Genomic DNA, 6,519 nt, shown 5'->3' on the forward strand with positions numbered 1-6,519 from the left:
GCCGACACCAGCGCCGATGCCCGTCGCTATCCCACCCGCCATGATCAAGGAGCTTCGCCACCTGCTGGCGTCGGCGATCTCTGACGCCAAAGCCTATGACGTACCGGGCTTGTGCCGTCGGTTGAATCTGGCGGACGGCGAGGAACAGGAGGCGTTCGCCAGCAAATACAAATATGCCCAGAAGCGGCTTGCGGATGTATCGGCCGAACAGGTCGTCGTCTCCGCTCGCGAGCTTGCCGCTGAAGAGCAGCGCTTCGAGCTCAGTGAGCAATTGGCCAAGATTGACGAGCTAAACGGCCCGGCGGTCACCACGCTCACGCGTCGACGTCTGATCGCGCTGTTCGAAGGCCGCCCGCTGGCGCGCGAGATCGAGGACATCGAGCTTATTCGCGGCCTTTGGCCGATCGGTTCTCTTCGCGCACCTCATCCCAGCGATGAGGCAACGCTCGAGGACTATCTCCATCGCCATACTATCCGCAACGACGACCTGACCCAGCGCGATGTGCTGGAGACGCTCGGGCTGCTAACGTGCTCACGCGCGCAGCTATTTAAATTCCTTGCCGCCGTCACGGCGCCAGATGCGTTCTCGGGGAGCGAGCAAATCGAGCTGGCCGAGAAGATCGACGGCCTACTGCGGCACGACGGCTATACGTTAGCCTTGGCGGGACGAATTTCTGGAAGTCCATTTTACGCCGTGAGAGTCGCACCAACCGGATCGCCAGCAGATGCCAGCATCTCCGCGACGCTGGCCGCCTTTGACCCGACGCAGGTGCACGCGCGTTGGACCATGGCCATGGAGCGGCGCGGCTCGGAACCGGCAGGCGCAATTACATTGGCCCGCACCCTGCTCGAAGACGTCTGCAAATGGATCCTCGAGGAGGCGGGTGAGACCTGGCAAGAAGCTGACGATCTGCCGGCCCTCTACCGCAAGCTCTCCAAAGTCCTGAAGCTCGCGCCCGACGACCATACGGAGCAGGTCTTCAAGCAGATTCTCGGAAGCTGCCAGTCTGTTGTCGAATCCTTGGGCGCCCTGCGCAACAAGCTCAGTGATGCGCACAGCCCTGGGCCGAAGCGCGCGCGCCCACAGCCAAGGCACGCGGAGCTGGCAGTCAATCTCGCTGGCGCGATGGCCACCTTTCTGGTCGCGACCTGGGAGGCGCGCAAAGAGGCGCGTGGCGGATCGTCATCGGAGGCTGCGCACGGCATAGGCCGGAAACCGCGGGGATGATGACAACGGCGGTCACAAGCGCAACGAACCTGCCGATGTCAGTCGACCTATCGATGGCGGAGGGCCGCTAGCGCGGTTTGCGGAACCGACCTGAGTGCCGAAGAATACTATGAGCACAACGGACTATGCGGCTATCACGCGCATATCGCGTCGAAGGACGACGCAACCCGGGATTAGAATGTCAACTCGGGAATCCTTGAGTGGTCTGGTTTCTGGCTCCGGCAACGTGGCGCCCTTCCTCCGACAGGCTCGCCGTGGCCGTCAGTCGCTCCTGAAAGACGTCCTGCAATAGGGTCAGAAAGGCACGCACGGCAGGGTTCGCGCGGCGGCTTTCGGGCCATACTGCAGTAATATTGTGCCGCTCTACCGCAAAGGCGGAAAGCACTGGGACGAGGTCGCCGCGCGTGACGTAAGGCGCCGCAATGAAGGAGGCGCTGATCCCGATGCCGCCACCGGCCGCGAGCGTCACGAGTACCGCATCGCTTACGTCGACGACGATGCTCGCGGTGGGTACCAGCTCGATCTCGTGACCGGCAATCTGAAAGGGCCAGCGAAAGCTTTGACCTGTGCTCTGATAACGAAGGTTGACGAGGTCGTGCCCCGCCAGATCGTCGGGGTGCAGCGGCGCGCCGCGCGCCGCAAGGTAAGCGGGTGACGCAAAGCAGCAGAGTCGATAAGGGGCAAGGCTCCGCGACAACAGGCGCGAATCCGCCAGATCGCCAATGCGTATTGCGACGTCGATGCCTTCCTTGATGATGTCCACCATCCGGTCAGTCAGTCTGAGATCGACCGTCACTTTGGGATGACTCTTTCGGAACGCAGGCAGAGCGGGCGCGATCACATGCAGTCCGATCGGCAGCGACGCCGCCACCCGCAAGTTGCCCGACGGCTCTGAGCGCGCGCTCATCGCCGCCTGCTCGATCGCTTCCGCCTCGCGCAGCAGACGCAGCGCGCGCTCGTGAAGATCGCGACCCTCTGGCGTGAGTGTCAGCGACCGGGTCGTGCGGGTGAAGAGTGGAACCCCCAGATGCCGCTCAAGGCGCTGTATGCTCTTGCTGACGGCTGAGGGTGAGACCGATAAGGAGCGAGCAGCGGCTGTGAAGCTACCCATCGAGCCAGCACGCGCAAACGCGATCAGGCCGGTCAACCGCTCCAAAAGCATTTGTTCCTTCATGGCACTATTGAAGCGCCATTGGAGCAGATTATCAATGCCGGGACCGGTGTTATATCGGTGTCTGAGCACCGAACGGCGAAAGGAGATCATGATGAGCGATACAATGAAGGCGATCCGGCAGCACGCGTTCGGCGGTCCCGAGGTGCTGGTCTATGAGGATGCCCCGAAGCCTGAGGTGAAGCCAGGCGAAGTGCTGGTCCGGGTTCACGCCGTCGGCCTCAATCCACCCGACTGGTATCTGCGTGAGGGCTACAAGATGCTTCCGCCCGAATGGCAGCCGCGGGTGTCGTTCCCGCTCATCCTCGGGACCGACATCTCCGGCGTCGTCGAGGCCGTGGCCGGCGATGTCGAAGGTTTCTCCGTGGGTGACGAGGTCTATTCGATGGTCCGATTTCCCTCGGGCCTCGCTGGCGACAGCAGGGCTTACGCCGAGTATGTCAGCGTGCCGGCTTCCGAAGTCGCGATCAAGCCGGCCGGGATCGACCATGCGCACGCCGCGGGGGCGCCAATGTCGCTGCTCACCGCGTGGCAGTTTCTGGTCGATCTGGGGCACGACGCGCCCAACCCGTTACAACCGTATCCGCATGTGCCGGTACCGTTGGAAGGCAAGACCGTTCTCGTCAATGGAGCGGCTGGCGGCGTCGGACATTTCGCGGTGCAGATCGCCAAGCTGAAAGGCGCCCATGTCATCGCCGTGGCGTCGGGCAAGCACGAGGCGCTTCTGCGCGATCTCGGCGCCGACGCGTTCATCGACTACACCAAGACGCCTCCCGAGGACGTGGCGCATGACGTCGATCTTGTGGTCGACGCCGTGGGCGGACCCGGCACCGGACGGTTTTTGCGCACGCTGAAGCCGGGCGGCGCACTGTTTCCTGTCTTTCCTCTTGGGTTCACCGGCGCGGAGGATGCGAAAAAGCTGGGCGTCACGGTCTCGGCGACTCAGGTCCGGTCGAGTGGCGCGCAGCTGGCGGAGATTGGAAGCTTGCTTGCTGCAGGCACGATCCGGGTCGTCCTCGACAGCACCTATGCCCTTGCCGACGCGCGGCTTGCGCACGAGCGAGCTGCCAAGGGGCACATTCAAGGCAAGATCGTCCTGGCGGTAAAATGACGTCAATCCCAAAGCCGCGCCTTGGGACGGCGCCTGGTTCGAGATGGTCGGCGCTTTGATGAGCGAAGCGGCAAGGCCGTCCGGGCTGCCGGCGGGGCTGAGTGTGTCGTTTGTCGAGCCCATTCGGACGGCGGCTCGCCGTCGGAGGTGTAGTTTACGGCATCCGCTCCGACGTCATCGATCCGGCTGCTTGAACGTAAACATCGTTCAAAAAATCTCGGTTTGCTCTCTTGCACTGAGTTTTTGGTTCTCCCAAATCCTTCTGCGTCGGGGCTTCGGCCCGACCAATAGGCGTCGCAGAGACGCTGTGACGCTGCTTGTAATCCATGTTGCTTTACGGAGGATATGGCTATGAGAAGCTTCGATTATAGGCCCCTTTACCGCTCGACGGTGGGCTTCGATCGCCTTCTCGACATGCTCGATATCAGCGTGCGCTCAGACTGGCCGCCTTACAACATCGAGAAGAAGAGCGACAACGACTACCGCATCACCATGGCGATCGCCGGCTTCAGCCCGGATGAGGTGGAGCTCACCCAGGACGGTCCTGAGCTCATCGTGACGGGACAGAAAAGGCCGAGCCAGGAGAATAGGCAGATTCTTCACCAAGGGTTGGCGATCGGCGATTTCAAACAGGCGTTCAAGCTTGCCGACCACGTCAAGGTCGCCAATGCTACGTTGGAGAATGGCCTGCTGTCGGTCGATCTGGTGCGGGAGATTCCCGAGGAGTTGAAGCCTCGCCGGATCGCCATCGGTTCGACGCGCAACGCCCCATCGGCGGGAGACAACGGCAAGACGAAGCAGATCAGCCAAAATACGGAGCCGCAGCGCAAAGCTGCCTGAGCCCGTCGACCAAACCTAAACCCTGCGATTTGCCTCCCGATCTATCCGGGTGTCACGAATTGCGGAGAAACGGAGATGACTGAATATAGCAGCTTTTCAAACATTGATCGCCATAAAGCACGCCGCAGCGCTGGACATCCGATATTCCAGCAGCCTGATGACGTTATAAATGATCCGGAGATGAGCCGTGCTGAGAAGCGGGCCCTGTTAGCCTCCTGGGCGTCTGACGCCCGCGCAGTTCCGGGCTCTCCATCGCTGCGTCAGCTAGAGGATGGCTCTATTGTCGAGGTGGACGAGATTCTGCGCGCTTTGAAGGCGCTGGACACATTCGACAGCCTCACGCTTTCGACGAACCCATCCTTTGGGCTGGGGCATATGCCGCCGGAGCGGCGGCGCCGCTCCGCGCTGAGAAAATGGTCTCGCATCGTATCCCGCCGCCGGCGCGATGACGACGACGATCCGCCGCCTTGTCCCGCTCTGGCCACCATACCGCCAAGAATCGGCGGGGGTGGAGCTTTTGTTCATCCCGAACCTGCGCTGGCATGAGCCAGCGCAGTGGCGATTTTGACCAACCTACCGGCCGCTTAAGGCACGTGCCGCATCCGTCGGTGTCTTGGCGATCCAACGCTGGCGATCGTCGCTGCCTTGTCTGGGAAGGCCCCGCCTCACGGCGGGACCTTCTACGTGGCGTCTCAGTCGCGGTTCGGACGAGAGCAGATGACCGAATGGCTGTCCGGCATTCCACCTCGAATCAACGTAGCCCTTCTCGGGCGGCGGGCATCGCGACCCCGATGGGTGCGTACTTGATCGGAGGCGATCGCGCCGTAAGGCCGCCGAAAAGGGGCATCGGCTTGACCTCGGCTTAAATGGTCTCGCGAGAGGATCGTCACCGGACCCGGCGGAGACCGCCTGCGGGCTCCGTGAGCGAAGCGAATAGAGCCGTCCGCCGCAGGCGGCTCGCCAAAATCTTGATCGCCCAAGCCAAGCGCAAAGGCGAATGCCTCCAGGGTCTGACCTGCATGATCGACATTCCAGCAAGGATCCGAGACTAGAGGAGATCGCCGGCTTCGATCGATCAAGGGAGAAGTTTCATAAAGACCGAGATGATGCTGGCCGCGGGAATGCTGCTGGTTGCGGCGACGACGCTCGCCTCGGATCCACCCTTTCAGGCCAGTCCAACACAACGGCCGTTGCCAGCTTCCTATCCGGACAGCCTTGCGGCGACTTTCTCGATTTGCGGCGAAGCGCGGCGCGTGAACTGCGTCGTCGACGGCGACACCCTTCTGGCATCTGCGGGTCAAGATCCGCATAGCGGATATCGATGTTCCCGAACTGAGTCCGCCGCACTGCGAGACAGAGCGGATGAAGGGAGAGGCGGCCAGGCGCAGACTCCTCGATTTACTCAATGCCGGTGCGTTCTCTCTCGTCGCCGCAGACCGGGACGAAGACCGTTTCGGCCGCAAGCTGCGCGTGGTAAGGCGGGCCGGCCACTCCCTTGGCGCGACATTGATCGCCGAAGGGCTCGCTCGCCCTTGGGGCGGCCCGCGTCGAAACTGGTGTGACTGACTGATCAGGCTGATGAATCGGTCAGCGCAGATTGATTCATGAAAGGCGTTGGACGCCGCTTCTAAAGGAAGCGAGACTTACGTCATGGCCAACGAGGTTCCTGAACAGCTCCATCTGCATCGCGTCGAGCCGGCCCGAAACATGCGGCGCTTCTACGCGCTCGCGCTTCAACCGACGCTGTTCGGCGGCGCGTCGGTCATCCGGAACTGGGGGCGCATCGGAACCAACGGCCAGTCGATGATGGAGACCTTCGACCAGCCCGAGGAAGCCTCCGTCGCTCTAGGCCGGCTTGAGCGTGCAAAAAGGCGGCGTGGCTATCGCGATGTTGGCGCTGCAGAACGCAACTAGCGGCTGCCAGGCGCGACATGGCGAAGGCCCCGCCTCACGGCGGGGCCCGCTCGTCGCCCGGGTCAGTCGCGGTTCGGGCCGAGACCAGATCAGCTGCAGGCCTTCCTCGCCTTCGACCTCGACCAGGGTCGCGTAGATCGGGGCGGGGAAGCTCGGATCGTCGAGCTTGACCGAGAGGTAGTCGCGGTCCGTCTGGTCGGAGTGCTTCTGCCAAGCGGCGCCGAGCTCGACATTATGTGGCGCGCCACATAATGT

6 protein-coding genes and 2 pseudogenes are annotated in these 6,519 nt (G+C 62.5%); 6 read left to right on the top strand and 2 right to left on the bottom strand.

What is annotated here, in order from left to right; translation table 11 throughout:
* Nucleotides 1-40: 40 nt before the first annotated feature.
* The gene (locus AC1RM7_RS23475) at nt 41-1,228 is read left to right on the top strand and encodes an abortive infection family protein (protein ID WP_137902103.1); all 1,188 of its coding nucleotides are present in this window, start codon (nt 41-43) and stop codon (nt 1,226-1,228) included.
* Nucleotides 1,229-1,409: 181 nt separating this feature from the next.
* On the opposite strand, the gene AC1RM7_RS23480 is transcribed toward AC1RM7_RS23475, so the two are convergent.
* Nucleotides 1,410-2,402: a LysR family transcriptional regulator gene (locus AC1RM7_RS23480; RefSeq protein WP_393986298.1), complete on the bottom strand. Its 993-nt coding sequence runs from the start codon at nt 2,400-2,402 to the stop codon at nt 1,410-1,412.
* A gap of 88 nt (nt 2,403-2,490) precedes the next feature.
* Between AC1RM7_RS23480 and AC1RM7_RS23485 the strand changes: the two genes are divergently transcribed.
* The 5 genes and pseudogenes from AC1RM7_RS23485 (at nt 2,491) to AC1RM7_RS23505 (ending at nt 6,264) form a co-directional block, all read left to right on the top strand.
* The gene (locus tag AC1RM7_RS23485) at nt 2,491-3,510 is read left to right on the top strand and encodes an NADP-dependent oxidoreductase (RefSeq protein WP_137902102.1); all 1,020 of its coding nucleotides are present in this window, start codon (nt 2,491-2,493) and stop codon (nt 3,508-3,510) included.
* 351 nt (nt 3,511-3,861) lie between these two features.
* On the top strand, nt 3,862-4,350 hold the full coding sequence (locus AC1RM7_RS23490; protein ID WP_492839468.1) for an Hsp20 family protein: 489 nt from the start codon (nt 3,862-3,864) through the stop codon (nt 4,348-4,350).
* A 75-nt stretch (nt 4,351-4,425) separates the two neighbouring features.
* Complete coding sequence (locus AC1RM7_RS23495; protein ID WP_137902085.1) at nt 4,426-4,896, top strand: hypothetical protein; 471 nt, start codon at nt 4,426-4,428, stop codon at nt 4,894-4,896.
* 557 nt (nt 4,897-5,453) lie between these two features.
* Nucleotides 5,454-5,916: pseudogene (locus AC1RM7_RS23500) on the top strand (thermonuclease family protein).
* A gap of 84 nt (nt 5,917-6,000) precedes the next feature.
* Nucleotides 6,001-6,264 carry a WGR domain-containing protein gene (locus AC1RM7_RS23505; protein ID WP_137902101.1) on the top strand — a complete coding sequence of 88 codons (264 nt, stop codon included), beginning with the start codon at nt 6,001-6,003 and terminating at the stop codon, nt 6,262-6,264.
* A gap of 75 nt (nt 6,265-6,339) precedes the next feature.
* On the opposite strand, the pseudogene AC1RM7_RS23510 reads toward AC1RM7_RS23505, so the two are convergent.
* Nucleotides 6,340-6,519 (bottom strand): annotated as a pseudogene (locus AC1RM7_RS23510) (DUF736 domain-containing protein); the annotation flags it as partial.

The sequence above is a fragment of the Afipia sp. GW822-FHT03D08 genome, from assembly GCF_058801645.1.

What these genes read in the sequence shown, in the direction of transcription:
- AC1RM7_RS23495 (WP_137902085.1), top strand. Translation starts at nt 4,426, where the DNA reads ATGACTGAATATAGCAGCTTTTCAAACATTGATCGCCATAAAGCACGC.
- AC1RM7_RS23485 (WP_137902102.1), top strand. Translation starts at nt 2,491, where the DNA reads ATGATGAGCGATACAATGAAGGCGATCCGGCAGCACGCGTTCGGCGGT.
- AC1RM7_RS23475 (WP_137902103.1), top strand. Translation starts at nt 41, where the DNA reads ATGATCAAGGAGCTTCGCCACCTGCTGGCGTCGGCGATCTCTGACGCC.
- AC1RM7_RS23505 (WP_137902101.1), top strand. Translation starts at nt 6,001, where the DNA reads ATGGCCAACGAGGTTCCTGAACAGCTCCATCTGCATCGCGTCGAGCCG.
- AC1RM7_RS23480 (WP_393986298.1), bottom strand. Translation starts at nt 2,402, where the DNA reads ATGAAGGAACAAATGCTTTTGGAGCGGTTGACCGGCCTGATCGCGTTT.
- AC1RM7_RS23490 (WP_492839468.1), top strand. Translation starts at nt 3,862, where the DNA reads ATGAGAAGCTTCGATTATAGGCCCCTTTACCGCTCGACGGTGGGCTTC.